This window comes from Actinocorallia longicatena (genome assembly GCF_039534125.1).
GTDB classification, from domain to species: domain Bacteria; phylum Actinomycetota; class Actinomycetes; order Streptosporangiales; family Streptosporangiaceae; genus Actinocorallia; species Actinocorallia longicatena.
In genome coordinates, this window is the sequence record NZ_BAAAUV010000028.1 from 66,617 (window position 1) to 91,425 (window position 24,809).

Below are 24,809 nucleotides of genomic sequence, written 5' to 3' on the forward strand. Positions count from 1 at the left end.
TGTCGCAGCGTAACTACGGAGGCCAGGGTGGGTGAGAGCTTTCTGGAATCTTCCGACAACTATCGACAGGTATCCGCAGATGAACGCCGACCCCATCGCCGCCGAGTTCACCCTGATCTGCCCGGCCGTGCCCTCCTCAGCGGGCTTGGCACGGCGGTTCCTCTCCCTGCTCCTCGCCGAGGACGAGTTCTCCGGCTTTCGCGATGCCGCTTCGCTCGTCCTCACCGAACTCGTCGCGAACGCGCTGCCCTCAGCCGGGCCGGTCTCGGTGACGGTCGGCCTGGGGCCCGGGGGCCTCGTCCTGTCGGTCACCGACACCGCGGACGGGCATCCCGTGCCGAGGGTTCCGGCGCTCGACGAGGAGTCGGGGCGGGGGCTCCTCCTCGTCGGGCGGCTGGCCACGAAGTGGGACTGGTATCCGCTGCCCAACGGCGGCAAGACGGTCTTCGCGCGCTTCGACCGTCCCCTTCCCGTCTCCTGAGCCGTGCGTCAGGCGGTGGGCAGGTCCGCCGGGTCGAGGTCGACCACCAGGAGGCCGGGGTCCATGCCGATCGCGAGGCCGCCGTCGACCTCGGCCAGGGCCCTGACCGAGCGGCCGATCACCAGGGTCAGGACCGGCTGGGGGTGGCCCGGTCTCAGCAGGCGGACCACGCCGGACTGGGCGACGGCGAGGAGTCTGCCGCCGGCGCCGTCGGGCAGGACGCAGGCCGCCGTGACGACCTCCTCGATCTGGGTGACGTCCTCGACGTCGTCGGTGGAGGCGTCGTAGAGGGCCAGGCGGCCGAGCGGGCTGATCAGCAGGAGGGTGTCGGGCGGGCCCCAGGGGAACAGGTGGACCGCCTTGACGTCCAGTTCCCTCCAGCCTCGGCCGCGGCCCGGCCAGCGGCGGCCGTCACGCCAGATGCGCACGGTCGCGTCGGTGCCGGTCATGGCGAGGTGGACGCCGCCGTCGGAGCCCGGGAAGGCGCAGGCGGCCGTCACGTAGTCGATGTCGCCGCCGATCGCCCGGACCTTCCTGCCGGTGGCCGGGTCCCAGATCCGGACGGAACGGTCGGCGACGGTGAGGGCCACCTGGGTGGCGCCGTCGGGTCGGGTGAACGCCCGGACGCTGGTCGCGGAGGTCAGATGGACGGTGAGACCGTCCGACGGCGGGAGGTCCCGGGCGTTCGCTCCGGTCGGATCCCAGATCCGCACCGACCGGTCGTCGCTCGCGGTGACGATGTGGGGACGCCCCCGGTCGTCGTGGAGCAGGCCCATGCTCGTCACGGCCTTGGTGTGGCCGGTGAAGGCCTGGAGTTCACGGCCGGTCTCCGGATGCCAGGTGCGCAGCGTCCCGTCGATTCCGGAGGTGGCGACAGGGCCGCGGCCGTCCGGGGCCGGGAGGGTGAGCGCGCCGGTCACCTGGAGGGCGCGGCCGTCGACCTCGCTCTCCCGGCCCGTCTCGGGGTCCCAGATCCGCAGGGTCCGGTCGTGCCCGACGGTGGCGAGGTGGTCGGTCCCGCCGGTCCCGGTGAAACGGCACACGCCCCGCACCGCGCCCTTGTGGCCGGTGAGGACGCGGAGCAGGCCGCTCGTCTCCGGATCCCAGACGCGGACCGTCCCGTACCGTCCGACGGTCGCGAGGCGGGCGGTGCCGCCGGGCCCGCTGAACGCGCAGAGGCCGGTCATCCGGTCGTCGTGCAGATGGCTCCGCACCTCGGCGCCGGTGTCCGGGTCCCAGATCCGGATCGTCTGGTCGTCGCCGATGGTCGCGAGACGGACGGCGCCGCCGGCTCCGGAGAACGCGCACACGCCCAGCACGGCGGAGGAGTGGCCGGTGAGGATCCGGGTCTCCCCCTCGGCGTCCGGGTCCCAGATCCGGACGGTCCGGTCGAGGCCGGTCGTCGCGATCCGGTGAGCGCCGTCCGCGCCGAGGAACGCGCACACGCCCGTCATGACCCCGGTGTGGCCGGTGAGCGCGCGGAGTTCCCCGCCGGTCTCCGGGTCCCAGATCCGGATCGTCAGATCGTCGCCGATGGTCGCGAGACGCACGGCGCCGCCGGCTCCCGGGAACGCGCAGACGCCCGTCACGCCGTGGCCGTGACCGTCGAGGCCGCGCAGTTCCCTGCCCGTCTCCGGATCCCAGATCGACACCGCCCCGCCGGTGGTGACGATCCGGGCCTCTCCCCCGGCGCCGCGGAACGCGCACACGTCCGTCGCCCCGTCGGCCTGACGGGTGAAGGCCCGCAGCTCCCGGCCGGAGACCGGATCCCAGATCCGCGCCCCGCCGTCGTGGCCGGTGGTGACGAGACGGGCGGCGCCGTCGGGCCCCGGAAGCGTGCAGACGGCCGTCAGCTCCGACGGATGGTGCAGGCGCATCCGCTCGACGCTCGGCGGGGCCACGGCCCAGCGGGCCCGGTAGGGCCGGGGGCGTCCGTCGCCCCTGAAGGACCGGCCGAGGCGCTGCTCCAGGGCCTCGGTGACGCCGAAGGCCGCCGCCCGTCCGGGGGCGTCCAGCGCCACCGCCTGCGGGGTCAGGCGGAGCAGGGCGGCACGGTTGCGGCCCGCCTCCGTGCCGACCCGGTCCGTGAAGGCCATCAGCCGGGCCAGATCAACGTGGAGCAGATAGTCGTCGTCGGCGAGCAGGTCGTCCATCAGGCCGCAGAGCGCCGCGTGCCCGGGCAGGGAGCGCAGCAGGTAGGAGGGGGCCGCCGACCAGCCCTTCGAACGGCCGTAGGCATGGAAGGCCCTGGTCAGCGCGGTCCCGGTGCCGGAGCGGGTCCAGGCGCGCAGGAGGGCGTCGTCGAGGGCCTGGTGGAAGAGGCGGTAGACCGGTTCGCCCGCGGTGTGGCCGGACTCGACGAGGAAGTTGGCGGCGGAGGATCCCACGAACTCCGCCAGGTCCTCCTCGGGCAGGGGACGGCCGGTGAGGGCCTCGGTCGCGGTCTGCCACAGGGCCAGGGGCAGGCCCGGGGCCTCGGCGAAGGACAGGGCCGTCAGGAGATCGGCGGCCGACAGGCCCCGGATGCGGGGGATGCGGGCCAGGTAGGCGCCGAGCGCCTCCTCGACGTCGGCCGTGAAGGAGACCGCGGCGGGGGTCGCCGGGACGCTGTCGTACAGGCCGTGACGGCGGGCCGTCAGCCCCGCGATCAGGAAGTTCCCGCCGGAGAGCGCGGCGACACGGTGGGCGAGGGGGCCCGCGGCCGACGGGTCGTTGTAGGGGTTTCCGTGACGTTCGGCGCCCTCCAGCCGCAGGGTGGCCAGGGCGTAGGACTCCAGGTCGGCCGGGCTGAAGTAGGCGGGCTCGTCCAGATCGACCAGATGGAGCGTGGGCCCGAAGGAGGCGAGGAGGTCGCCCGCGTCGTCGCGGCGGCGGGAGCCCACGACGATCTCGGCCGACGGGCAGTCGCGCAGCAGCGGAAGCAGGATCTCGGTGACGATCAGACGGGCCTGGGCGGGGGTCGAGGACTCGTCGAGGGCGTCGAGGACGAGGGTGAAGCGGCGGCCGTCGATCCGCTCGCGCAGGGCCGGGATCAGCTCGTGGAGCCGGGCGGGAAGCCGGGCGGACGCGGCCCGCGCGACCTCCTCGGCGATCTCCAGCGCCGTCTTGCCCTTGGCGTGCACGGCGCAGGAGACGGAGCCCGTGGCCGCCCGGACGGCGTCGTCGTCCGGCGGCAGCGACGCCCTGAGCTCGGGATCGGCTGTCGTCACGACCCGGCCCAGGACCGCCGACTTCCCCGCGCCTGGCGAGCCCGTGACGACCAGGACCCGGCCGTCGGGACGGGGCCGGTCCAGCCAGGAGGTGACCTCGGTGAGGGCGGCGCGGCGGCCGCGGAAGCGGTGGCCGCGCTCGCGGTCCACCGTGACTCCGCGGGCCCGCGGCACCCAGTGCTGCCCTGCCTCGGGATCGGTGGTCAGCGACCAGCCCCAGGAGGTCATGGCGAGCTCGCCGGAGTGCCGGGCCCCGGCGCGCAGCAGCTCGCCGAGCTTCTCCTCCGGCAGCGCCTGGTCGGCCTGCCAGAGGGTGATGGCCTTGCCGTTCCCGCGCTCGTCGGTGAATCCGAGGACGCCCACGACGGCCCGGTAGTCGGGGCTCCAGACGCCGGTGCCGCTGAAGCCCCTGGTCAGGCGGTAGGGGGAGGTCGTGTCGAGGCGGACCGTCCCGTAGCCGAGGGCGGCGGGGCCGAACCGGCCGTCGGACCGGCCGCCGAGATGGTCCCGCTCGGGGAAGCCGTGCGCCCACCACGGGCGTCCGGCCAGGTCCTCCGGGAGCGGGGAGCGCAGCGCGGCGGGCCGCACGCCCGGCGGGATCTCGTCCTCGAGCTCCAGGACGGCGACGTCGAACTCCGGCGCCGACCGGCGCACCACCGCGACCCGGAGCCGGTGCGCAGGCACCGGCCGGGCCATCGGGAACGCCGCCCACACCTCGTCCGGGACGGCGTGCGCGGCGGTCAGCAGCCGCCGCGCGTCGATGACGACCGCGGAACCGAACGGTTCCAGCTCCCGTTCACCGCTGTGCAACGACGCCACCCACGGGGCGTGGTCCAGCAACTGCACGGGCGCTCCCCTCGTCGCCAGACACGATAGTTGCGGACAATTGCCCGCACCCGCCGATCGCGATTCCGGGAACCGGGTCGTTATCCGGCGGGGAGAAGAGCCGCCAGATCGTTCTTGAGGAGCGTCAGGGCGTCGGCCGCCGCGGCCCTCGCGGCCGGGACGTCGTCGGCCTCGACCGGCACCACGACCTCCAGATAGGCCTTGAGCTTGGGCTCGGTCCCCGACGGCCGGATGACGACCCGGGCGCCGCCGGCGAGCGCCAGCCTGACCCCCTCGGTCGGCGGGAGGCCGTTGAGCCCCTCGGAGAGGTCGTCGATCCGCTCGACCGCGCGTCCGCCGAGCTGGACCGGCGGGCCCTCGCGGAGCGCGGTCATCGCGTCGTCGATGAGGGCCTTGTCGGTGACCCGGACGCTGACCTGGGCCGTGGCGTGGACGCCGAACCGGCTCGCCTGGTCGTCCAGGAGGTCGAGGAGCGTGCGGCCCGCCCGCTTGGCCTCGGCCGTCAGGGCGGCGACGGCCAGCGCGGCGCTGACGCCGTCCTTGTCCTTGACCGGGACGCCCTTCTGCCCGCCGAGGCTGTACCCCAGGGCCTCCTCGTAGCCGAAGACGAGACGGTGGGTCGGCCAGCCGGCCTTCATGATCCATTTGAAGCCGGTGAGGGTCTCGGCGAAGTTGACGCCGTGCGCCTCGGCGATCCGTCCCAGCAGCGACGAGGACACGATCGTGGTCGCGACCAGGCGGTCCTCGCCCGTGGTGTGCCGCAGGACGTGCTCGGCCAGCAGCCCGCCGACCTCGTCGCCGGTCAGCATCCGCCAGCCGCCCTCCGGCAGCGGGACGGCCACGGCGCAGCGGTCGGCGTCGGGGTCGTTGGCGATGGCCACATCCGCCTCGACCTGGGAGGCGAGGGCGAGGACCAGGTCCATCGCGCCGGGTTCCTCCGGGTTGGGGAAGGCGACGGTCGGGAACTCCGGATCCGGCAGCGACTGCTCCGGGACGGTCAGCGGCGGCGCGAACCCGTTCTCCATGAACGCCCTGATCAGCAGCGCTCCCCCGACCCCGTGCATCGGTGTGTAGGCCACCCGTACGGCCCGGTCGACGCCGAACGGGATGTGCTGGATCGCCTGGAGGTAGGCCTGGACGATCTCGTCGCCCAGGACCTTCCACGAGCTCTCGCCCTCGGCCCTGGCCTGGCCCGGCGGCACCCCGCGGCGCAGCTCGTTGACCGGGCCGACCGCGGCGATGGCGTCCGAGATCTCCTTGTCGACCGGCGGGACGATCTGGGCGCCGTCGCCCCAGTAGACCTTGTAGCCGTTGTCGCGCGGCGGGTTGTGGCTCGCGGTGACCATGACGCCCGCGTTGGCCGACAGGTGCCGGACGGCATAGGCGAGGACGGGCGTCGGGAGGATGCGGGGCAGCAGCCAGGAGGAGATGCCCATGCCGCTGAGCACGGCCGCGGTGTCCACCGCGAACTGGGCCGAGCCGTTGCGGGCGTCGTAGCCGATCACGACGGCGTGGGAGCCCTCGGGGCCGTCCGCCAGCAGCCGGTGGCCGACTCCGGCGGCGGCGCGCATGACCGTCACGCGGTTCATCCGGTTGGAGCCCGCGCCGAGCTCGCCCCGCAGGCCTGCCGTGCCGAACTCCAGGGTCGCGCCGAAGCGGGACTCCAGCGCCTCCTCGTCGCCCGACTCCAGGATCAGGCCGAGCTCGGCCTGGGTGACCGGATCGGGATCCTGGGCCAGCCAGCGCTCCGCGCGCTCCCGGTTGCTCACAGCTTGCCCACCACGGTCGCCAGGAGGCGTCCCATGCGCTCGGCTGCGTTCCGCCCGGCCTCGAGGACCTCCTGGTGGTCGAGCAGCGCGTCGGACAGGCCCGCCGCGATGTTCGTCACCAGGGAGATGCCCAGCACCTCGGCGCCGGCCTCCCGGGCCGCGATCGCCTCCAGGACGGTCGACATGCCGATCATGTCCGCGCCCAGGGTGCGGAGCATGCGGATCTCGGCCGGGGTCTCGTAGGTCGGGCCGCGGAAGGCCGCGTAGACGCCCTCGGCGAGGGTCGGGTCGACCTCCAGGGCGAGGGCGCGCAGCCGCTTGGAGTACACCTCGCTGAGGTCGAGGAAGGTCGTGCCGGTCAGCGGGTTCGCGCCCGACATGTTGAGATGGTCGCTGATCAGCACGGGGTCGCCGATGCTCTGCGTCTCCGGGCGCAGGCCGCCCGCCGCGTTCGTCAGCACGACGGTCTCGACCCCGGCGGCCAGCGCGGTGCGGATCCCGTGGACGACCGGGTCCACGCCGCGGCCCTCGTACAGGTGCGTGCGTCCCAGGAACACCAGCGCGTTCTTGTCGCCCACCCGGAGCGTGCGGACCTTGCCGCCGTGCCCCTGGACGGCCGGGGCCGTGAAACCGGGCAGCTCGGCGAACGGGATCTCGTGGACCGCCTCCCCGATGACGTCGGCGGCGGGGACCCAGCCGGAGCCCATGACCAGGGCGACGTCGAAACGGTCGAAGGTGCGGGCGGTCAGCGCCGCGGCGGCCTCACGGGCGAGTTCATATGGGTTGTTCTGCACCACCCCAGGTTAACCACTCTTGTAGAGAACTACAGTTCGGTGCCCAGGGTGTCGCAGGGACGGGAGCGCAGCTCCTTGACGTAGTCCTCGGGCGCTCCGGCCTTCTCGGCGGCGTCGGCGATGATCCCCAGGAACCGGGCGCTGGGCAGGCCGCCCTCCCAGGCGTTGAGCACGTAGATCCAGGCGAGCTCCTCGCCGAACAGGGTCTGCACCCGGATGCGGATCTTCGTGTAGTGGCCGAGCTCGTGACCCTCCCACTCGTCCAGGGCCTGCTCGTCGGACTCGGTGACGTCGTACAAAGCGACGAACACGTGCGAGTCGGGATCCTCGACGACGGTCGCCAGAGCGCCGTCCCAGCCGATCTCCTCGCCGCCGAAGGTCAGGCGCCAGCCCGGAAGCCAGCCGACCTCCCGCAGGGGAGAGTGCGGCGCCCGCTGAGCCATCTGCTCGGGGTCCATGTTGGAGGCGTACGCCGCATAGAGAGCCACGTTGACCAAGAGTACCGGCCCGGGCATGGCGTTCTGTGGGAAAGAATGGGTGATGTGAGCACGCGGATCGTCATTTTGGGTGGAGGACCGGGCGGCTACGAGGCCGCGCTGGTCGCGGCACGGCTGGGCGCGGACGTCACCGTGGTCGAACGGGACGGGCCCGGCGGGGCCTGTGTCCTGTACGACTGCGTGCCCTCCAAGACGCTGATCGCGACCTCCGTCCGCATGTCGGTGCTCTCGGAGTCCTCCGAGCTGGGCGTGCGGTTCGACGGCGGCCCCGACGGGGTCGTCGGCAACGTGCGCTCCGACCTGCCGCTGATCAACAAGCGGGTGAAGGAACTCGCGCGCATCCAGTCCTTCGACGTCGCCGAGCGGCTGGGCTATGAGGAGATCAAGATCGTCCGCGGGGACGGGAGGCTCGACGGCGCCCGCGCGGTGGTCGTCGGCGACGACCGGATCGAGGCCGATGTGATCCTCGTCGCCACCGGCGCGACCCCCCGGGTGCTCCCGGGCGCGGAGCCCGACGGCGAGCGGATCCTCAACTGGCGCCAGCTCTACGACCTCGACGAGCTCCCCTCCGACCTGATCGTCGTCGGCTCCGGTGTGACCGGTGCCGAGTTCGCGGGCGCCTACCTGGGCCTCGGCTCGAAGGTGACCCTCGTCTCCTCGCGTGACCGGATCCTGCCGTCGCAGGACGCCGAGGCCGCCTCCGTCCTCGAGGACGTCTACCGGCGGCGCGGCATGAACGTCATGGGACGGTCGCGGGCCGGGCGCGTCGAGCGTCACGGGGACGGGGTGGTGGTCACCCTGGAGGACGGCCGCAAGGTCTACGGCTCGCACTGCCTCATGACCGTCGGCATGGTCCCCAACACCCGCGGCATCGGGCTGGAGGCCGCCGGGGTGCGGCTGGCGCGCGGCGGCTACGTCGAGACCGACAAGGTCTCGCGCACGAGCGTCCCGAACATCTACGCGGCGGGCGACTGCACCGGCATCCTCGCCCTCGCCTCCGTGGCCGCCATGCAGGGCCGCATCGCGATGTGGCACGCGCTCGGCGAGGCCGTCCAGCCGCTCAAGCTCGGCTGGGTCTCCAGCAACATCTTCACCGACCCCGAGGTCGCCTCGGTCGGCGTCACCCAGCAGATGGTCGACTCCTGCGAGGTCGACGCCCGCACCGTGATGCTCCCGCTGAACACCAACGCCCGGGCCAAGATGCAGGGCTTCGGCGACGGGTTCATCAAGCTGTTCTGCCGCCGCTCGACCGGCATCGTGCTCGGCGGCGTCATCGTCGCGCCGCGCGCCAGTGAGCTGATCATGGCGCTCTCCGTGGCGGTCCAGCAGCACCTCACGGTCGACCAGCTCGCCCACACCTTCACCGTGTACCCGTCGCTGTCCGGCAGCATCCAGGAAGCCGCCAACCGGCTCACCACCGACAGCGAGTTCTGAGCGGAACTTCGGGGCCGGTCCCCCGCCGACGCGTTAGACTCCCCGGCGCGAACTAGATCATTTACGGCGGGAGTCCGGCATGCTCGGTGCACTGCGTTCGATCGTCCTCGCCGGTGGCTGCGTCCTCGCCCTGACCTCGTGCGGAGGCGGCGGCGAACCCGCGACGAAGCTGCCCGGCGGGCTGAGCGGCGGTCCCACGGCGTCGGCGAAGGCCACCGCGATCCCGGACAGGACCGGCAAGGAATGGCTGAAGGCCTCCAGCGCCGCCTTCGTCAAGGTGCCCCAGGTGCACGTGAAGGGGTCGATCGGCACCGGCACGGACAAGATCGCCCTGGACCTCTACATCGCGGGCAAGGACGCCAAGGGCGTCATCGTCGGCCCGTTCGGCAAGAAGCCCGCGAAGATCGGCATGATCAGGCTCAACGGCAAGCTGTACCTCCGCGCCCCCGAGGCCTGGACCCAGATGGGCATGCCCGCGAGCGCGGCGAAGTTCAAGGACCGCTGGTTCGTCGCTCCCCCCGAGAGCGTGAAGGCCTTCGCCCCGATGGCCGCCTTCACCACCCTCCAGGGCCTCAATCAGACCTTGCTCGTGCCCGCCCCGAAGGACATCCTCAAGGTCATGAAGCCCGCCACCTACAAGGGTTCGACCGTCATCCACCTCCGGGACGGAATCCCCGACTCCCGCGCCGGCATGTACCTGGCCTCAGTAGGCGACCCCCTCCCCCTCATCATGACCGACCCCGACTCCAAGACCAAGATCACCTTCTCCTACCCCGACCCCATCGGCATCGCCCCGCCCCCCAAGCCGCTGACCCTCCCCAAGACCACCGCATGAACGCCTGACGCCGTCCCCTACCGAGGTGCGGTCCACCGGGGGCCGGGGCGCAGGGAGCGTTCGGCGGGCGTGAAGAGGATCCAGCCGTTCAGGCCCAGCCAGACGAGCGCGGACATGGTCTGCGCGTCGCTCCGCCACGCGAAACGCGCCCTCACCTCGCTCCACCGCGGGCCTCGGGAGTGCTGCCGCAGATAGGCGTCCACGAATTCGGCGATCTCCCGCTCCCGCCCCGCGACGAGACGGGCCCCCCGCCTCCTCGCCCGTGCCACCTCCCCTTCCGGGACGCCCGCGCGCACCAGCCACACGGGCGTTCTTCCCGTTCCGGTCTCCACCCGTGACGTCAGGTGCCAGCCGCCGCAGGTGCCACAGGAGTAGGCGCTGGCCGGCGGGGAACGGCCGAAGGCGTCACCCAGGCCTCGCGCCACGCGCCGCTCCACCTGGGACAGCGCGGCGGCCGCCGCCTTCTCGGTAGAAAAGCCGATCTTCCGGCACTCCACGACGTACCGGTGCCTCACCCCGGGGAAGCGGACGACCGTCCGCTTCCGCACCTCACGACGCCGCTCGCCCACCGGTTCAGGATGGACGCCGTGGATCTCGCCTCGGGCACGGTTCGCGGACGAGCAAGTCGCGGTGCGGTCGGCGGCCCGGGGAATTGACCAAGTACGGAGGTCCGGGGGCGGGCATCGGTCACATACTTGGATTTAAGGGAGTTTTCGCCCGCTCGGAGGGAGTGGGACATGCTCGGGGGATTGATGATGGCCGCCGTGATGGCGGTGGCTCCGGTCGGGGCGGCGGGGGCCGAAGCCGGTGGGAAGTACTACGTGTACGAGGATCTGTCGCTCGGCGGGTATTCCGACACCGTGGACAGTCTGGACGTCACCGTGCACCGGGCCGATACGGGGAAGACGCTCCGGTACATCGAGGTGTGTCTTCAGCGGCAGGAGGACGATCACGTCTCGACGCGGTCGTGTCACAAGACCGACGCGTGGGGGCACACCAACTGGAAGATCTATCAGGGGCGGCTCTACCGGATTCATGTGACGGCGACGCAGTACCACCATCCGGACTATTCGGAGTGGTTCTGGGGGTGAGGCGCGGTCAGGTGAACAGGGCGGCGATCAGGAGGGTCAGGGGGGCGAGCAGGGTGGTGAGGGCCAGGGGGGACCAGGTGGTGGTCGTGGGGCCCTGGCCGGGGCCGCGCTGGGCCGTCAGGTGCTCGATGGCGAAGGTGACGGGGGTGCGGCCGGCGAGTTCGGCGGCGACGGCCTCGGGGAGACGGGGGTCGGGCTTGGCGCGTTCGGCCTTGCGCTGGGCGCGGGGGGAGGCCTGGACGGCCCAGGAGTGGGTCTCGCCCTTCTCGTGGTGGACGGTGAGGGTGCGGGTGCCGTCGATCTTCGTCACGGACGACCACGGGGAGCGGGTGGTGCGCAGCGGGTTGACGACCGTCACCGCCTCCGCGTCGGCGAAGGCCTTCGGGCGCAGGCCCAGGACATAGGCGATGCCGCTGGTCAGCAGGAGGACCGCCGCCGCCACCAGGGACGCCTTGTCGCGGCCGCGGAACGCCACGTCGGCGAGGTTGAGCGCCGCGAGGGCGAGCCATGCCCAGGCGCAGACGGCGGCGAAGGTGGAGCGGAGCGGCTTCATGAACACCAAATTATCGTCGGTCGGGCAGTGCGGAAGGTGCCGGAAAGCGCGGGAACCGTGCCGGGAAGCACGGACGGCCCCGCTCTCGGGCGAGTGCGGGGCCGTCCGGCGTGAGAGGTCAGCTCTTGACGTACGGCTGGCCGTCCGCCGCTGGTGCCTTCACATGGCCGACCAGGCCCGCGACGGCGAAGATCGTCGCAAGGTAGGGCAGCATCGTCAGGAACGCCGTGGGCACCGGGGTCTGCAGCGGCTGGACCGCGTTCGACAGGCCGCCCGCGAAGCCGAACAGCAGCGCCGCCCAGAGCGCGCCGACCGGCGACCAGCGGCCGAAGATCAGCGCCGCCAGGGCGATGAAGCCCTGTCCCGCGGCCATGTTCTTGTTGAAGGAGATGTTCAGGCCGATCGTCAGCCAGACGCCGCCGAGCCCGGCCAGCAGGCCGCCGACGGCCATGTTGACGTAGCGGGTGCGGATGACGTTGATGCCGACGGTGTCGGCGGCCGTCGGGTGCTCGCCCACGGCGCGCGTCCGCAGGCCCCACTTGGTGTGGAACAGGGCCACGTGGACGACCGCGATGAGGATCATCGTCACGTAGACCAGGACGTTCTGGTCGAACAGCACCGGGCCGATCACCGGGATCTTCGACAGCACCGGGATCTGGACCTTGGCGAAGCTCAGCGCCGAGTTGTACTTCTCCGGGTCGACCCGCATGACCCGCTCGTAGAAGAACCCGGTCAGGCCGGTCGCCAGCATCGTCAGCACGACACCGAGCACGACCTGCTCCACGAGGTACCGCTGGGCGAACACCGCCAGCAGCAGGCCCCACAGCGCGCCCACGAGGCAGCCCGCGATCAGTCCGGCGACCAGGCTGCCGGTCAGCGACCCGCAGAAGGACGCGGCGCACGCGCCCAGCAGGAACTGCCCCTCGATCGCGACGTTGATCACGCCGGACCGCTCGCCGAGCACGCCCGCGAGCGCGCCCAGCACCAGCGGCACCGCCCCCAGGACGGTCGCCTCCAGGATCGAGGCGACGTTCAGGGTCTGCGCCGCGGTCGCCCACACCAGGAAGGCCAGCACGTAGAAGACGAAGAACAGCCCCGTGACGGTCCCGTTGACCCGCTTCGACAGCGGCCTCGCCAGCTTGATCACGCCCATCGCGGCGGCCAGCAGGCACAGGACGATCGCGGTGGCGGCGGCCGGGACGGTGATGTCCGGCGCCTTCAGCCCGGTCGCGGTCGTCAGGTTCAGGCTGAACTCCGACTTCACGCCGTCGCTGGTCCTGCTGCCGAGCCCGAAGGCCCACAGGCCGTACAGCCCGAGGACGATCATCGAGACGCCGCCGTACAGGCGCCCCTTGCTCATGGCGCCGATGCCGGGCGCGGCGCCCACAGTAGCGGTGGCCATCAGCCGTTCCATCCCTTCGAAGCGAGCGCGGCGTCCCCGCTGCCGGAGCCCTTGAGCCGGAAGATCCCCCGCACCAGGGGCGGAGCGGCCACGAACAGCACGATCAGCGCCTGGATGACCGTCACGATCTCGATGGAGATCCCGGCCTCGGACTGCATCGACCGGCCGCCGGCCTGGAGCGCGCCGAACAGGATCGCGGCGAAGACCGTCCCGATCGGCGAGGCCCGTCCCAGCAGGGCGACGGTGATCGCTGCGAAGCCGAGGCCCGCGTCGATGTCGGGGGTGAGGGCGTTGTTGGCGTTGGCCGTGCCGAGCACCTGGGACGCGCCCACGATGCCCATCAGCCCACCGGAGATCAGCATCGCCATGATCTGGCTCTTGGCCACCGACATGCCCGCGGTCCTGGCGGCGGAGGCGTTGGAGCCGACGGCCCGCAGCTCGAAGCCGAGCGTCGAGCGGTTGAGCAGCCACCACACGAAGGCGACGGCGACCGCCGCGATCACGAGGGCGAAGTTGAGGCGCAGCGACCCGCCGTCGGTCAGCCAGGTCAGCAGCTTGGGCAGCTTGGAGGCCTCCGACACCGACTTCGACAGGGGCTCCTGCCGGTCGGGGTCGCGGAAGGTGTCCGTGCCGATCAGGTAGGCGAGGAAGTACAGCGCCGTGTAGTTGAGCATGATCGTGACGATCACCTCGTGGGCGCCGGTCTTGGCCTTCAGCAGGCCGACGATCGCGCCCCAGGCGGCACCGCCGGCGATGCCGCCGATGACCGCGAGGATCATCGCCAGGAAGGTCGGCCCGGTGACGGTGAAGCCGACCCAGGTCGCGACGATCGCACCCATGATCAGCTGGCCCTGGCCACCGATGTTGAACAGGCCCGCCCGGAACGCCAGGCCGACCGCGAGACCACCGAAGATCAGCGGAACGGCCTCGGTGAGCGTCTCGCTGAAGGGCGCGATCGCCGAACCGACGTTCCAGGAGTGCGACGGATCCCAGATCGAGCCCTTGAACAGGGCGGTGTACCCCGTCGAGACCGCGTCCCAGGACGCGCTGATCGCGTCACCGGGCGAGGAGAAGAAGTAGGAGAAGGTGCCGCGCACCGACTCGTCCGACAAGATGATCAGGATCGCGCCGAAGAACAGCGCGAGCAGGATCGCCAGCAGCGTCACGACCCAGTCGGCCCCGTAGACCACCTGGTCGACGAGCCTCTTGCCGAGCCCGGGACGCTCCGGATCCGCCGGCTTGCCGACCGGCTCCGAGGCGGTCGCCCCGGAGCCCTTAACCGTCTCACTCATCGACTGCATCCTCTGGGTGCGCGCCGGCCATCAGCAGGCCGATCTGCTCGGCGGACGTCTCCGGCGGCACGATGGCCATGATCTTTCCGCGGTACATGACCGCGATCCGGTCGGCGAGCGCGTAGATCTCGTCCAGCTCGGTGGAGACGACCAGCACGGGCCGCTTCTGCTCGCGCGCCTCGCGCACGATCCGCTTGTGGATGAACTCCATCGCGCCGACGTCGACACCGCGGGTGGGCTGGGAGACCAGCAGCATCCGCAGCGGCCGGGACATCTCCCGCGCCACCACGACCTTCTGCTGGTTACCGCCGGACAGCTTGCCCGCCGGGGTGTCGATCGAGGCCGTCCGGATGTCGAACTCCGCGACCCGCTCGTCGGCGTTCTTGCGGATCTTGCCGATGTTCATCGAGCCGCGGCTGCTGAACTCCGGCCGGTCGTACAGGTCGAGGACCAGGTTCTCGGCGACACTGCTGCCGCCGACCAGGCCGTCGTGGTTGCGGTCCTCGGGCACGAACCCGAGCCCCGCGCGGAGGGTGTCGCGGACCGAGCGGCCCACGACCTCGACGCCGTCCAGCGAGATCGACCCCGACACCGGCTGGATCAGCCCGAGGACCGCCTCGGCGAGCTCGGTCTGGCCGTTGCCCTGGACGCCCGCGACGCCCAGGATCTCGCCCGGGTGGATGTCGAAGCTGATGTCGTCGACGACGATCTGCCCGGCCTCGTTCAGCACGGTCAGGTTCTTCACGCTGAAGGCGGGGCCCTCGGCGCTCTCCTCGACCGGCGGCTTCTCGACCTTCAGCCGGACCTCGCGGCCCACCATCAGGGCGGCCAGCTCGGCCGGGGAGTCCTGCGGGGAGGCGGTCCCGACGACCGAACCGCGCCGGATCACCGTGATCCGGTCGGCGATCGCCTTGACCTCCTTGAGCTTGTGGGTGATGAAGACGATGGCCGTCCCGCCCGCGCGCAGCTCGCGCATGACGGTGAACAGTTCCTCGGTCTCCTGGGGGGTGAGGACCGCGGTGGGCTCGTCGAGGATCAGGAACTTGGCGTTCCTGGTGAGCGCCTTGATGATCTCGACCCGCTGCTGGATGCCGACGGGCAGGTCGCCGACGATCGCGTCCGGGTCGACCGCGAGGCCGTACCGCTCGCTGATCTCCCGGACGTCCTTGCGCGCCTTGGCGTGGTCGAGCAGCCCGCTCTTCACGCGCTCGTCGCCCAGCATGACGTTGTCGGCCACGGTGAACACCGGCACGAGCATGAAGTGCTGGTGGACCATGCCGATCCCGGCCGCGATGGCCGAGCGGGGCCCGTCCAGGCTGAGCTTCTCACCGTTGACGAGGATCTCGCCCTCGGTGGGCTCGTACAGCCCGTACAGGATGTTCATCAGCGTCGACTTGCCCGCCCCGTTCTCGCCGAGCAGGCAGTGGATCTCGCCGGGATTGATCTCCAGATCGATCGCGTTGTTGGCCACCAAGGTGCCGAAGCGCTTGGTGATGCCCCGAAGTTCGAGTGACACCTTCGGTACCTCTCCCAAAACCTCTGAGGCTAAAGGCAAATAGCCCCGATAACTTGATCGAGCGGAGCGGGAGTCAGGCTCCCGCTCCGCTCGAAGGGAAGTGCGTCAGGCCTTGGGCGCGGACGGCGAGGTGATCGCGATCTTGCCGGAGATGATGTCGGCCTTGATCTGGTCGAGCTCCGCCTTCAGGGTCGCGTCGACCTTGGAGTCGAAGTCGTGGAACGGCGCGAGCTGGGTGCCGCCGTTCTCGAGGGTGCCGAGGTAACCGCCGGACAGCGGGCCCTTGGTGGCGTTGACGACGGTCTGCTTGACCGCGCCCTCCATGCCCTTCATGACCGAGGTCAGGAAGACGTCGCAGTACTGCGAGGCCGACTCGCAGCCGTCGGTGTCGACCCAGATCGTGACGACCTTGCCGCCGGACTCCTTCGCCGCGGCCGCGGCGCCCAGGCCGGTGCCGCCCGCGACCGGGAAGATCACGTCAGCGCCCTGCTGGATGAAGTTCTTCGAGATCGACTTGCCCTTGTTCTGGTCGCCGAAGTTCTGGGCGAAGGAACCGCTCTTGGGGTTCTTCTCGTCCCAGCCGAGGACCTTGACGTCCTTGCCCTTGGCCTTGTTGAAGTACTGGACGCCCTCCCAGAAGCCGTCCATGAAGATGGTGACCGGCGGGATGTTCAGTCCGCCGAAGGTGGCGACCTTGCCGGTCTTGGAGTAGGCGGCGGCGAGGTAGCCGGCCTGGAAGGAGCTCTGCGCGGTGTTGAACTGCATGCCGTAGACCTTCTGGCCGTCCACCGACGGGTAGTCCACGATCGCGAACTGCGTGTTCGGGTTCTGCTTCGAGGCGTTGGTGGTCGCCTCGCCCATCAGGCCGCCGACGGCCACGACGAGGTTGCAGCCCTTCTTCACTTCGCTGTTCAGGTTCGGCACGTAGTCGTTGGCCGACGTGGAGGCCACGTAGCTGACCTTGGCGCCGGTCTCCTTGCCTGCGGCCTCCATGCCCGCCCAGGAGGCCGTGTTGAAGGAGCGGTCGTCGATGCCACCGGTGTCGGTGACCATACACGCGGAGAAGTTGCTGGCGTTCGCAGAAGAGCCCGCGCTCGGCGAGGTGCTCGTCTCGTCCTTCGGCTTCTCTCCACACGCGGCGACCAGCAGCGCAAGACCGGCCACACCGGCAGCGAGCCGGATCCCCTTGGACACTTTGCCTCCATGTTGATGCGGGCTGGAGCAACCACTACTCCAAGCCTGTGCGGTACCCAGGTTCACCCTCCGTGGCCATTTCGTCGAGTTCCACAGCGGTGTTGTGGGCATACCGTTACGAAAATGCCTTCATCGGGTGACAGATACCGTCATACGTGTGACGGTCACCATACGCCTGGTTTACATGTACCCGCGACCCCTGCCTGACCTGCGGGACCGCGTTAGAGTCACTCTATGGACGTGATCGATTGGGATCTGCTCCGGGGTGCCGCGAAAGTTGCGATGTCGCGCGCTTACGCGCGATACTCCCGCTTTCCCGTCGGGGCCGCCGCCCTGACCTCGGACGGCAGAGTGATTACAGGCAGCAACATCGAGAACGCCTCCTACGGGCTCACTCTCTGTGCCGAATGCTCTCTGATCTCGGCATTGCACGGTGCGGGAGAGATCAAGGAGCTCACCTTCAGTGAGGTTCCGCGCTTGCTCGCAGTGAGCGTGGTGGACCGCGAAGGCCGCCCCCTGACCCCCTGCGGACGGTGCCGACAGCTCCTTTACGAGCACGGCGGACCGGAGTTGCTGCTGGAGACCGCGACCGGGATCCGGCGGCTCACGGAGTACCTGCCGGACGCCTTCGGGCCCGAGTACCTCTAAGGAAGAATTTACATGGACGTCATCGAGGTGATCCTCGCCAAGCGGGACCGGGGCGAGCTGACCACCGCCCAGATCGACTGGGTGATCGAGAACTACACGTCCGGCGTCGTCGCCGACGAGCAGATGTCGGCGCTGAACATGGCGATCCTCCTCAACGGCATGACCCGGCGCGAGATCGCCGACTGGACCAAGGCCATGATCCGCTCCGGCGAGCGGATGGACTGGTCGGTCCTGGACCGCCCGACCACCGACAAGCACTCCACCGGCGGCGTCGGCGACAAGATCACCCTCCCCCTGTCGCCGCTGGTCGCGGCCTGCGGCGGGGCCGTCCCCCAGCTCTCGGGCCGCGGGCTCGGCCACACCGGCGGCACCCTGGACAAGCTGGAGTCCATCCCCGGCTGGCGGGCCCTGCTGTCCAACGACGAGATGCTGCGGGTGCTGCGCGAGGCCGGAGCGGTGATCTGCGCGGCCGGGGACGGGCTGGCCCCCGCCGACAAGAAGCTCTACGCCCTCCGCGACGTCACCGGCACCGTCGAGGCCATCCCGCTGATCGCCTCCTCGATCATGTCCAAGAAGATCGCCGAGGGGACGTCGGCGCTGGTCCTGGACGTCAAGGTGGGTTCCGGTGCCTTCATGAAGTCGGTGCCGATGGCCCAGGAGCTGGCCAGGACCATGGTCGCCCTCGGCCAGGACGCCGGGGTGAACACCGTCGCGCTGCTGACGGCCATGGACCGTCCGCTGGGCCGCACGGCCGGCAACGCCATCGAGGTGACCGAATCCCTCGAGGTGCTGGCCGGCGGCGGGCCATCGGACGTGGTCGAGCTGACCGTCGCGCTGGCCCGCGAGATGCTGGCGGCCGCCGGGATCTCCGGCAAGGACCCGGCCGACGCCCTGCGCGACGGCTCCGCCATGGACTCCTGGAAGACCATGATCCGGGCCCAGGGCGGCGACCCCGACGCGCCGCTGCCCGTCGCGACGGAGACCGAGGTCGTCACCGCGCCGTCCTCGGGCGTCCTGACCCGGCTCGACGCCTACGGCGTGGGCCTGGCCGCCTGGCGGCTCGGCGCGGGCAGGGCCCGCAAGGAGGACCCGGTCAGCGCGGGCGCGGGCGTCACCTGGCACGCCGTGCCCGGCGACTCCGTCACCGCGGGGCAGCCCCTGTTCACCCTGCACACCGACGAGCCCGGCCGCGTCCCCCGCGCCCTGGAGTCCCTCGAGGGCGCCTTCGACATCGTGGAAGGCGGCGAGCCCGACCTGCTGCCGCTGATCATCGAAAGGATCGACGCATGAGCGACGTCCCCACCCTGGAGCAGATCCGGCGGGCCCCGAAGGTCCTCCTGCACGACCACCTCGACGGCGGGCTGCGCCCCGAGACGATCGTCGAGCTGTCGGATCTGTACGGGTATACCGGCCTGCCCGAGAACGAGGCCGGGGCCCTGCGGACCTGGTTCCGCACCGCCGCCGACTCCGGATCGCTCGAACGCTACCTCGAGACCTTCCGGCACACCGTCGCGGTGATGCAGACCCAGGAGTCCCTGCACCGGATCGCCTTCGAGTGCGCCCAGGACCTGGCCGCCGACGGCGTCGTCTACGCCGAGGTCCGCTACGCCCCCGAGCAGCACATCGTCCAGGGCCTGTCCCTCGACGCCGTCGTGGAGGCCGTCAACGCGGGCTTCGCCGAGGGCGGCAGGGAGCACGGGATCAAGGTCAGGTCGCTGCTGACGGCCATGCGGCACCAGGCCCGCTCGATGGAGATCGCCGAGCTGGCCGTGCGCTACCGCGACGAGGGCGTCGCCGGCTTCGACATCGCGGGCGCCGAGGCCGGCAACCCGCCCACCCGCCACCTCGACGCCTTCGAGTACCTCCAGCGTGAGAACGCCCACTTCACCATCCACGCGGGCGAGGCGTTCGGGCTGCCGTCGATCTGGCAGGCCATCCAGTGGTGCGGCGCCGACCGGCTCGGCCACGGCGTCCGGATCATCGACGACATCTCCCGGGACGGCACCAAGCTGGGCCGCCTGGCCGACTACGTGCGCGACAAGCGCATCCCGCTGGAGATGTGCCCCACCTCCAACCTCCAGACCGGTGCGGCCGACTCGATCGCCGAGCACCCGATCGGCCTGCTGACCGCGCTCCGCTTCCGGGTGACGGTCAACACCGACAACCGGCTCATGTCGGGCACGAGCCTGTCGGAGGAGTTCGCCAAGCTCGTCGAGGCCTTCTCCTACGACTGGGACGACCTGCGCTGGTTCACCGTCAACGCCATGAAGTCCGCGTTCCTGGGCTTCGACGAGCGTCTCGAACTGATCAACGGCGTCATCAAGCCGGGATTCGAGCAGCTCAAGTGGGCCGCGCGCTGAGCCGAACCGATGAGAGCCCCGTCTCACCAGGGGCTCTCATGTTTTACTTAGAAACGGTCAAGACCCGTTAAACCCTGACATAACCTCACTGACTGTCCCCCCGAAGGCCGACGTGAGGTGTGTGTTCTGTGACCGCTACGAGAGGCTCTCACAGACCCCCTCCCCCGGTCCGGACGGTCGGCGGCCACGACCGGGACCTCGATCTCGACGCCTACCGCCCCCTCGTCGGCCACGGCCTCGACCCCGATCGCAAGCCCTATGTCGGCTTCGGCGCGGCCCTGCCCGCCCTCGCCGGATACCTCCTGGTCCGCACGTTCGGGGCCTACGTCCTGTGGCTGTGGGGCTCCTCGCAGGGCAAGCCGCTGACCGACCTGTTCGGGCGCGCCTGGGACGCCAACTGGCTCACCGGCATCGCGCAGAACGGCTACGACCTCGGCGAGCCCCTGCGCAGCAACCTGGCCTTCTTCCCGCTCTTCCCCGGCCTCATCAAGGCCGTCGACGCCCTCTCGCCGCTCGACGCCGCCGGGGCCGGGATCCTCCTCGCCTGGGTGAGCGGCGCCGCGGCGGCCTGGGGACTCTTCGCGCTCGGCACCCGGCTGCACGACCCCAGGACGGGCATCATGCTGGCCGTCCTGTGGGGCGTGATCCCGCACGCGGTCACCGAGTCGATGGCCTACACCGAGAGCCTGTTCACCGCGCTGGCCGTCTGGGCGCTCTACGAGGTGCTCCAGCGCCGTTGGATCACCGCCGGGCTGCTGACCCTGGTCGCCGGGCTCAGCCGGCCGACCGCCTCGGCCCTGATCGGCGCGGTCTGCCTGGCCGCCCTGGTGGCCGTGGTCCGCCGCCGCGACGGCTGGCGCCCCTGGCTGGCCCTCCTGCTGGCCCCGCTCGGCTGGCTGGCCTACCTGCTGTGGGTCGGCCTGCGCACCGGACGCCTCGACGGCTGGTTCCACATCCAGGGCGAGGGCTGGGGATCGAGATTCGACGGCGGCGGATACACCCTCGAGCAGGCCCGCCAGGTGCTGAGCAGGGCGTCCGAGCTGGAAATGATCATGATCACCCTGATCCTGGTCGTCTCCGTCGGGCTGTTCGTGCTGAGCCTGCTCGACCGGCAGCCCTGGCCGCTGCTCGTCTACTCCGCGCTGATGCTCGCCACCACCCTCGGCGGCGACGGCTACTACCACTCCAAGGCCCGCTACCTCGTGCCCGCGTTCGCCCTGCTGATCCCCGCGGCGGCCGCGCTCGGCCGGGCGAGGACGAGCCGGGCCGTGGTCGTCCTGACGACCCTGTGCCTGGTCTCGGCCTACATGGGCGGCTACCTGCTCCTGGTCTGGAGGCACTCGCCGTGACCGCCGACCGCACTTCTCACCGCTGGGAGGACCGATGACCGCCAGGACTTCCTGGGGAGCCCGGGCCCAGGTCGCCGTGGCCGTCGTGGCCGGCGGCCTGCTCGCCGCCGGGACGGCCGTCCATGTCATGGGCGGCGACGACCCGTCCGGGAGCACGCGTAAGGACGGCAGGCCCGTCGCGGCCGTCGACACCGCGGTCGACCCCGGCTCCGTCCAGCCCGCCAGGGGACCGAAGATCGTCTGGTCGGACGAGTTCGACGGCGGCGGAGCGGTCGACGAGGGCCGCTGGTCCAGCATGACCGGCGACCGCGGCGGCTGGGGCGTCGGCGGCCTGGCCTACTACGACCCGGCCAACGTCGTCCAGGACGGCTCGGGCACCCTGAACATCACCGCGTCCAGGAACACCAGGGCGCAGAAGTGCTGGTATGGACCGTGCCAATACCGGTCGGGCCGCATCCAGACCGCCGGGCGGTTCTCCCTGAAGTACGGGACCTTCGCCGCGCGCATCAAGTTCCCCACCGGCAAGGGCGTCTTCCCGGCGTTCTGGCTCCAGAGCGAGCACGCCGACTACGGCACCGGCCGCTACGCCGAGATCGACATCGCCGAGGTCTTCGGCGCCCATCCCAGGGACGTCCTCGGCGCGGCGCACCAGACCAAGAAGCTGATCGACACCCGGAAGACCCTCGACGAGCCGCTCGACTCGGGCTTCCACACCTACGCTGTGAAATGGACCCCCACCGCGATCCGCTGGTTCCTCGACGGGAAGCCGTTCGGGGAGCTCAAGCGGTACAAGGGCTGGTCCTTCGACCAGCCGATGCAGATCATCATGAACCTGCAGATCGGCGGCGACTGGCAGGGACCCCCGAACGCCCGGACGAGGTTCCCCGCCGTCATGGCCGTCGACTGGGTCCGCATCTACGAGAACCCGACGGAGCCCAGGTGAGCGCCCCCGTGAACCACGCCGAGCAGCGCACACGGCCCCGCAAGGCCTCCCGGCTCGGCAGCCTGACCGCCTTCGTGCTCCTGTCGGCGGCGGCCTTCGCCTGGGGCACGCCCGAGCACCTGACCGTCCTCGGCTACCTGCTGTTCGGGCTGCTCGCCGTCAAGCTCGTCCTCGCCCTGGCCTACCGGCCGGTCGCGCCGCGCGCCGACGCCCCCGTGCTCGACGCCGCGGTCGTCGTGCCGATCTACAACGAGGACCCGGAGATCCTGCGGCGCTGCCTCGTCACCCTCCTGAACCAGGAGACCAGGCCCCGCACCGTGATGGTCGTCGACGACGGAAGCGCCGACGACGCGGCCGCCCGGGTCGCCGAGACGATGGTCCGGCCGTTCCGCGACCGCGGGATCCGGCTGCTGGTCCTGCGCCAGCGGCGGAACATGGGCAAGCGTGAGGCGCTGGCCCGCGGCTTCCTGACCGCCCCGCACGCCGACGTGTACGTGGGCGTCGACAGCGACACGATCCTGCACGAGAACGCGTTCACCGAGCTGTTCGCCCCGCTCGCCGACCCCAGGGTCACCGGGGTGACCGGCACGGTCCTGGCCTCGAACTACAAGGTCAACGTGCTCACCCGGCTCATCGAGCTGCGCTACGCGAACGCCTTCCTCTACGAGCGGGCCGCCTACTCGATGGTCAAGAGCGTCCTGTGCTGCTGCGGATCGCTCGCCGCCTACCGCGGCTCCGTCGTCCACAAGTACCTCGACGACTTCCGCACCCAGACGTTCATGGGCGAGCCCGCGACCGTCGGCGACGACCGCCGCCTGACCAACTACTGCCTGCTCGAGGGGCAGGTCGTGATCCAGACGAGCGCGATGGCCGAGACCGCCGTGCCCGAGCGGATGAGCCACTACGTCCGGCAGCAGGCCCGCTGGAACCGCTCGTTCTTCCGCGAGACGCTCTGGTGCCTCAAGGCGTTCCCTGTCAGGCGGCCGATGGCCTTCCTCCTGTCGTTCATCGAGATCGCGACCTGGCTGGTGTTCACCACCACGCTGCTGTACTCGCTGGTCGTCTACCCGCTGATGCACGGCGGCCGGTTCGTGCTCGCCCAGTACGCCACCATGATCGTCATCTACGGGTACCTGCGGTCGGTCCGCTATCTGGACCTCCCGCGGCCCGGCATGGGATTCGCCGGAAAGCTCGGGATCTTCCTGATGGCGCCGCTGTACGGGCTGATGCACATCCTGCTGCTCCTGCCGATCCGGGTCTTCTCCCTGATGACGCTCGGCACGTCGAGCTGGGGCACCCGCGCCAGGGTCGAGGTGTCGGTCGCGGCCGAGGACCCGCTGGCCACCCTGCGGGACCCGGTCGTCATCGAGCCCAAGTCCGATCTCCCCGTCCGGCACGGCGTGCCGCTGCGGCCGTCCCTCTCCAGGAGCGTGCGATGACCTCCGTCCGTACCAGGGTCGCGGTGACCGCGGCCCTCGCCACCGGGGCGCTGTTCGCGACCGCCGGGCTGCAGGGCGTCGTCGCCGAGGGGCGTTCGGCGGAGCGGACCGTCGTGCCCGCGAGCGCCACGGTGAAGAAGACGGCCGTGAAGAAGGCGGCCGCCAAGAAGAAGAAGGCCGCGCCGAAGTGGCGGCTGGTCTGGTCGGACGAGTTCCGCGGCCGGAAGGGCGTCCGGCCCAGCACCGCGAAGTGGTTCTCCCAGACGGGCGACCGCGGCGGCTGGGGCGTCGGCGGCCTCGCCTACTACGACCCGGCCCAGGCGGTGCAGAACGGCCACGGCCGGCTGCTGATCACCGCGAAGAAGAACAAGACGGCGCGGAAGTGCTGGTACGGCACCTGCAAGTACACCTCGGCGCGGCTCCAGACCTCGGGACGCTTCACCCAGAAGTACGGCCGTTTCGCCGCGCGCATCAAGTTCCCCACCGGCAAGGGGATCTTCCCCGCCTTCTGGCTGCAGAACCCGAACGCCAAGGGCGGCACGAAGAAGTACTCCGAGATCGACATCGCGGAGGTCTACGGCGCCCACACCAACAGCATCCTGGGCGCCGCCCACCAGAAGAAGAAGGTCAAGGACACCAAGAAGGTGTTCAAGAAGCCGCTGCACGCGCGCTACCACACCTACGGCGTCGACTGGACTCCGACCGAGGTCACCTGGTGGGTCGACGGCAAGGCCTACGGCCGCATGAAGCGGTACAAGGGCTGGTCGTTCAACCAGCCGATGCAGATCATCATGAACCTGCAGATCGGCGGCAACTGGCAGGGCCCCCCGAACGCCGCGACGAGGTTCCCGGCCGTCATGGCCGTCGACTACGTGCGGGTCTACGAACGAGCATCGAAGAAGTGAGCAGAGGCAGAGAAGTGAGTGACGTGGTACTCCCCCGGCTGACCGTCATCGGAACCGGCTACCTGGGCGCGACCCATGCCATCTGCATGGCCGTCCTCGGCTACGACGTCCTCGGCGTCGACGTGGACGCGGAGAAGATCGACCGGCTGAGGAACGGCGAGGTGCCGTTCTTCGAGCCCGGCCTGCCGGAGCTGCTGGGGAAGGCCCTGGACTCCGGGCGCCTGCGGTTCACGACCTCGTTCGAGGAGGCAG

21 protein-coding genes and 1 pseudogene are annotated in these 24,809 nt (G+C 70.8%); 12 read left to right on the forward strand and 10 right to left on the reverse strand.

The genetic code is table 11. The features are described from left to right. Nucleotides 1-79 precede the first annotated feature (79 nt). Nucleotides 80-481, forward strand: coding sequence for an ATP-binding protein (locus ABD785_RS34615; protein WP_344837003.1), 402 nt, complete (start codon nucleotides 80-82; stop codon nucleotides 479-481). A gap of 8 nt (nucleotides 482-489) precedes the next feature. Here the strand turns inward: ABD785_RS34615 and ABD785_RS34620 are convergent, their stop codons facing one another. The 4 genes from ABD785_RS34620 to ABD785_RS34635 form a co-directional block, all read right to left on the reverse strand. After that, nucleotides 490-4,536, reverse strand: a complete 4,047-nt coding sequence (locus ABD785_RS34620; protein WP_344837006.1) for an AAA family ATPase — start codon at nucleotides 4,534-4,536, stop codon at nucleotides 490-492. 80 nt (nucleotides 4,537-4,616) lie between these two features. Then, nucleotides 4,617-6,305, reverse strand: coding sequence for a phospho-sugar mutase (locus ABD785_RS34625; protein WP_344837009.1), 1,689 nt, complete (start codon nucleotides 6,303-6,305; stop codon nucleotides 4,617-4,619). Continuing rightward, nucleotides 6,302-7,099 carry a purine-nucleoside phosphorylase gene (locus ABD785_RS34630; protein WP_344837012.1) on the reverse strand — a complete coding sequence of 266 codons (798 nt, stop codon included), beginning with the start codon at nucleotides 7,097-7,099 and terminating at the stop codon, nucleotides 6,302-6,304. Before ABD785_RS34630 ends, ABD785_RS34625 begins: the two co-directional genes overlap by 4 nt. A gap of 29 nt (nucleotides 7,100-7,128) precedes the next feature. Then, nucleotides 7,129-7,587, reverse strand: a complete 459-nt coding sequence (locus tag ABD785_RS34635; RefSeq protein WP_344837014.1) for a gamma-glutamylcyclotransferase family protein — start codon at nucleotides 7,585-7,587, stop codon at nucleotides 7,129-7,131. Between the two features lie 54 nt (nucleotides 7,588-7,641). Here ABD785_RS34635 and ABD785_RS34640 point away from each other — a divergent pair, with 54 nt between their 5' ends. Further along, a complete protein-coding gene (locus ABD785_RS34640) occupies nucleotides 7,642-9,030 on the forward strand; it encodes an NAD(P)H-quinone dehydrogenase (RefSeq protein WP_344837016.1) in 1,389 nt (462 codons plus the stop codon). A gap of 79 nt (nucleotides 9,031-9,109) precedes the next feature. Beyond that, on the forward strand, nucleotides 9,110-9,865 hold the full coding sequence (locus ABD785_RS34645) for a hypothetical protein (RefSeq protein WP_344837017.1): 756 nt from the start codon (nucleotides 9,110-9,112) through the stop codon (nucleotides 9,863-9,865). Nucleotides 9,866-9,882: 17 nt separating this feature from the next. Here the strand turns inward: ABD785_RS34645 and ABD785_RS34650 are convergent, their stop codons facing one another. Continuing rightward, on the reverse strand, nucleotides 9,883-10,434 hold the full coding sequence (locus ABD785_RS34650; protein ID WP_344837019.1) for a hypothetical protein: 552 nt from the start codon (nucleotides 10,432-10,434) through the stop codon (nucleotides 9,883-9,885). Nucleotides 10,435-10,602: 168 nt separating this feature from the next. Between ABD785_RS34650 and ABD785_RS34655 the strand changes: the two genes are divergently transcribed. Then, on the forward strand, nucleotides 10,603-10,956 hold the full coding sequence (locus ABD785_RS34655; RefSeq protein WP_344837021.1) for a hypothetical protein: 354 nt from the start codon (nucleotides 10,603-10,605) through the stop codon (nucleotides 10,954-10,956). 7 nt (nucleotides 10,957-10,963) lie between these two features. On the opposite strand, the gene ABD785_RS34660 is transcribed toward ABD785_RS34655, so the two are convergent. The 5 genes from ABD785_RS34660 to ABD785_RS34680 form a co-directional block, all read right to left on the reverse strand. Next, on the reverse strand, nucleotides 10,964-11,509 hold the full coding sequence (locus ABD785_RS34660) for a PH domain-containing protein (RefSeq protein WP_344837022.1): 546 nt from the start codon (nucleotides 11,507-11,509) through the stop codon (nucleotides 10,964-10,966). Between the two features lie 118 nt (nucleotides 11,510-11,627). After that, the gene (locus ABD785_RS34665; RefSeq protein WP_344837025.1) at nucleotides 11,628-12,923 is read right to left on the reverse strand and encodes an ABC transporter permease; all 1,296 of its coding nucleotides are present in this window, start codon (nucleotides 12,921-12,923) and stop codon (nucleotides 11,628-11,630) included. Further along, nucleotides 12,911-14,203 carry an ABC transporter permease gene (locus tag ABD785_RS34670; protein ID WP_344837027.1) on the reverse strand — a complete coding sequence of 431 codons (1,293 nt, stop codon included), beginning with the start codon at nucleotides 14,201-14,203 and terminating at the stop codon, nucleotides 12,911-12,913. The genes ABD785_RS34665 and ABD785_RS34670 overlap by 13 nt, the downstream gene beginning before the upstream one ends. After that, entirely contained in the window at nucleotides 14,196-15,719 is a 1,524-nt protein-coding gene (locus ABD785_RS34675; RefSeq protein ID WP_344837029.1) for an ABC transporter ATP-binding protein, read from the reverse strand. Before ABD785_RS34675 ends, ABD785_RS34670 begins: the two co-directional genes overlap by 8 nt. A gap of 105 nt (nucleotides 15,720-15,824) precedes the next feature. Then, nucleotides 15,825-16,913, reverse strand: a complete 1,089-nt coding sequence (locus tag ABD785_RS34680; RefSeq protein ID WP_344837032.1) for a BMP family lipoprotein — start codon at nucleotides 16,911-16,913, stop codon at nucleotides 15,825-15,827. A gap of 234 nt (nucleotides 16,914-17,147) precedes the next feature. Between ABD785_RS34680 and ABD785_RS34685 the strand changes: the two genes are divergently transcribed. The 8 genes and pseudogenes from ABD785_RS34685 to ABD785_RS34720 form a co-directional block, all read left to right on the forward strand. After that, nucleotides 17,148-17,561, forward strand: coding sequence for a cytidine deaminase (locus ABD785_RS34685; protein WP_344837035.1), 414 nt, complete (start codon nucleotides 17,148-17,150; stop codon nucleotides 17,559-17,561). Between the two features lie 12 nt (nucleotides 17,562-17,573). Further along, entirely contained in the window at nucleotides 17,574-18,851 is a 1,278-nt protein-coding gene (locus tag ABD785_RS34690) for a thymidine phosphorylase (RefSeq protein WP_344837038.1), read from the forward strand. After that, nucleotides 18,848-19,921, forward strand: a complete 1,074-nt coding sequence (locus tag ABD785_RS34695) for an adenosine deaminase (RefSeq protein WP_344837041.1) — start codon at nucleotides 18,848-18,850, stop codon at nucleotides 19,919-19,921. The genes ABD785_RS34690 and ABD785_RS34695 overlap by 4 nt, the downstream gene beginning before the upstream one ends. 128 nt (nucleotides 19,922-20,049) lie before the next feature. Further along, on the forward strand, nucleotides 20,050-21,270 hold the full coding sequence (locus tag ABD785_RS34700; protein WP_344837044.1) for a hypothetical protein: 1,221 nt from the start codon (nucleotides 20,050-20,052) through the stop codon (nucleotides 21,268-21,270). Nucleotides 21,271-21,304: 34 nt separating this feature from the next. After that, on the forward strand, nucleotides 21,305-22,213 hold the full coding sequence (locus ABD785_RS34705; protein WP_344837046.1) for a glycoside hydrolase family 16 protein: 909 nt from the start codon (nucleotides 21,305-21,307) through the stop codon (nucleotides 22,211-22,213). Continuing rightward, nucleotides 22,210-23,652, forward strand: coding sequence for a glycosyltransferase (locus ABD785_RS34710; protein ID WP_344837049.1), 1,443 nt, complete (start codon nucleotides 22,210-22,212; stop codon nucleotides 23,650-23,652). Before ABD785_RS34705 ends, ABD785_RS34710 begins: the two co-directional genes overlap by 4 nt. Continuing rightward, a complete protein-coding gene (locus ABD785_RS34715) occupies nucleotides 23,649-24,557 on the forward strand; it encodes a glycoside hydrolase family 16 protein (RefSeq protein WP_344837051.1) in 909 nt (302 codons plus the stop codon). The genes ABD785_RS34710 and ABD785_RS34715 overlap by 4 nt, the downstream gene beginning before the upstream one ends. A gap of 86 nt (nucleotides 24,558-24,643) precedes the next feature. After that, nucleotides 24,644-24,809: pseudogene (locus ABD785_RS34720) on the forward strand (UDP-glucose 6-dehydrogenase); the annotation flags it as partial.

What these genes read in the sequence shown, in the direction of transcription:
- ABD785_RS34615 (WP_344837003.1), top strand. Translation starts at nt 80, where the DNA reads ATGAACGCCGACCCCATCGCCGCCGAGTTCACCCTGATCTGCCCGGCC.
- ABD785_RS34645 (WP_344837017.1), top strand. Translation starts at nt 9,110, where the DNA reads ATGCTCGGTGCACTGCGTTCGATCGTCCTCGCCGGTGGCTGCGTCCTC.
- ABD785_RS34655 (WP_344837021.1), top strand. Translation starts at nt 10,603, where the DNA reads ATGCTCGGGGGATTGATGATGGCCGCCGTGATGGCGGTGGCTCCGGTC.
- ABD785_RS34660 (WP_344837022.1), bottom strand. Translation starts at nt 11,509, where the DNA reads ATGAAGCCGCTCCGCTCCACCTTCGCCGCCGTCTGCGCCTGGGCATGG.
- ABD785_RS34665 (WP_344837025.1), bottom strand. Translation starts at nt 12,923, where the DNA reads ATGGAACGGCTGATGGCCACCGCTACTGTGGGCGCCGCGCCCGGCATC.
- ABD785_RS34670 (WP_344837027.1), bottom strand. Translation starts at nt 14,203, where the DNA reads ATGAGTGAGACGGTTAAGGGCTCCGGGGCGACCGCCTCGGAGCCGGTC.
- ABD785_RS34685 (WP_344837035.1), top strand. Translation starts at nt 17,148, where the DNA reads ATGGACGTGATCGATTGGGATCTGCTCCGGGGTGCCGCGAAAGTTGCG.
- ABD785_RS34690 (WP_344837038.1), top strand. Translation starts at nt 17,574, where the DNA reads ATGGACGTCATCGAGGTGATCCTCGCCAAGCGGGACCGGGGCGAGCTG.
- ABD785_RS34695 (WP_344837041.1), top strand. Translation starts at nt 18,848, where the DNA reads ATGAGCGACGTCCCCACCCTGGAGCAGATCCGGCGGGCCCCGAAGGTC.
- ABD785_RS34705 (WP_344837046.1), top strand. Translation starts at nt 21,305, where the DNA reads ATGACCGCCAGGACTTCCTGGGGAGCCCGGGCCCAGGTCGCCGTGGCC.
- ABD785_RS34715 (WP_344837051.1), top strand. Translation starts at nt 23,649, where the DNA reads ATGACCTCCGTCCGTACCAGGGTCGCGGTGACCGCGGCCCTCGCCACC.